This is a genomic window from Chitinophaga sp., assembly GCF_035564935.1.
Taxonomy (GTDB): domain Bacteria; phylum Bacteroidota; class Bacteroidia; order Chitinophagales; family Chitinophagaceae; genus Chitinophaga.
Map to the genome: position 1 here is coordinate 1 of NZ_DATMTE010001078.1, position 1,502 is coordinate 1,502.

At 47.2% G+C, this 1,502-nt stretch carries 2 protein-coding genes; both read right to left on the bottom strand.

Annotated features, from left to right (window positions below; all coding sequences use genetic code 11):
* Positions 1-35: 35 nt before the first annotated feature.
* Positions 36-944 (bottom strand): ribonuclease Z, encoded by a 909-nt coding sequence (locus VN105_RS27775; protein ID WP_325646404.1) that lies wholly within the window; start codon positions 942-944, stop codon positions 36-38.
* An 80-nt stretch (positions 945-1,024) separates the two neighbouring features.
* A complete protein-coding gene (locus VN105_RS27780) occupies positions 1,025-1,399 on the bottom strand; it encodes an STAS domain-containing protein (RefSeq protein ID WP_325646406.1) in 375 nt (124 codons plus the stop codon).
* Positions 1,400-1,502: the final 103 nt, after the last annotated feature.

Below are 1,502 nucleotides of genomic sequence, written 5' to 3' on the forward strand. Positions count from 1 at the left end.
CCGTAAGGGATCGCTGCTGCTTTTATTTTATAGAATTAAATAATATATGTGACGCCTTCCTCTGCGATGTCCGTATCGGGGAAAACCGGCCTGGATTCATCCAGGAAAGGCTGAAGGTCGGTGTACTTGGAAGAAAAATGGCCGATCAGCAGTTTTTTCCCTGTTGCCGCCGCTGCCAGGGAGGCGGCCTGGACGGAAGTGCTGTGAAAACGCTCTGCTGCCCGTTCCTGGAGGTCGTGCAGGTAAGTGGTTTCATGGTATATCAGGTCCGCATCTTTCAGGTGCGGCAAAAGATTTACATCATACAGGGTGTCGGCGCAATACACATAGCGCTTGCCCGGAGGCGGTGGCAGGGTAACCCAGTCGTTTTTCACCAGGGTGCCGTCTTTCCGCTGGTAATCGGCGCCATCCTGTAATTTGCTGAAATAAGCCGCCGGGATCTCATAGGCCCTTGCCTGTTCTGGGATCAGTTTACGCTTACGCTTCTGCATCTCAAAAGAAAAACCAAAACAGGAAATGCGGTGCTGGGTAGGAAAACACCGCACTGTCAGCTCTTTATCTTCCAGGATAATACCGCTGTAACCCGGTTGCAGCGGTATAAACGACAGTTCAAACTTTAATACGGTAGCAGAGCAATCCAGCTGCAGCTGGATAATTTGTTCCAGCTCCGGTGGCGCATATACGCTGATCGGGTCGGTACGGCCCATCAGGCTGAGCGTGTTCAGCAGGCCAATAAGACCGAAATAATGATCTCCGTGAAGATGGCTGATGAAAATATATCGCAGCTTACTGCGCCTGATCCGGTATTTTGCGATCTGTATCTGGGTGCCTTCTCCGCAATCTACCAGCAGGAGCTGTTCATTGCAGGTAACTACCTGGGCGGTGGGGTGCCTGTCCAGGGTGGGGATAGCAGAATTGTTACCTAATATTGTGACTGCGAACATGTAAATAGCTTTAATCGTTCAATTGCCTGCTTTCCTGTATCACCCTAATGTGGGAGTAAAAAAGCAGGACAATTTATCTTTTATTCCAATCCATCCAGCAATTCCCTCTCCAGCTCTTCCATCATCACAAGGTCTGTTGCCTCTGCCATTGTAGGAGCAAGATTAAGCATATCGCCGCCGGCAGATTTCACAGTTGCTGTTAAAGTGTTGTTAAGACCGGTAACGGCGCAGGATAAATTATTGTCATACATACGCTGATAAACTGTTAAAATGGCTTCAACGCCTGTTGTATCCATTTTTTGTACCAATGTCATATCCAGTATGAGATTGCGTCCTTCCAGCTCGGGCAGCGCTGTCACCGCAGTGATAAAGTCTTCTGCCAAATTAGCATCCAGAACGGATTCCTCCGGACAAAAAACGACTATTTTTTCTTTGGTATCAATTTTGAATTTCATGCGTTGGACGTTGTTTTATACTTTTAGTAAAAATAAATTTGAACAGAGGGAACCCGCCTATAAAATATAACCGCAAGAGATCGAAACAAAAACCTCTTTTTCT

Coding starts and splice junctions, on each gene's coding strand:
- VN105_RS27775 (WP_325646404.1), bottom strand. CDS start 944: ATGTTCGCAGTCACAATATTAGGTAACAATTCTGCTATCCCCACCCTG.
- VN105_RS27780 (WP_325646406.1), bottom strand. CDS start 1,399: ATGAAATTCAAAATTGATACCAAAGAAAAAATAGTCGTTTTTTGTCCG.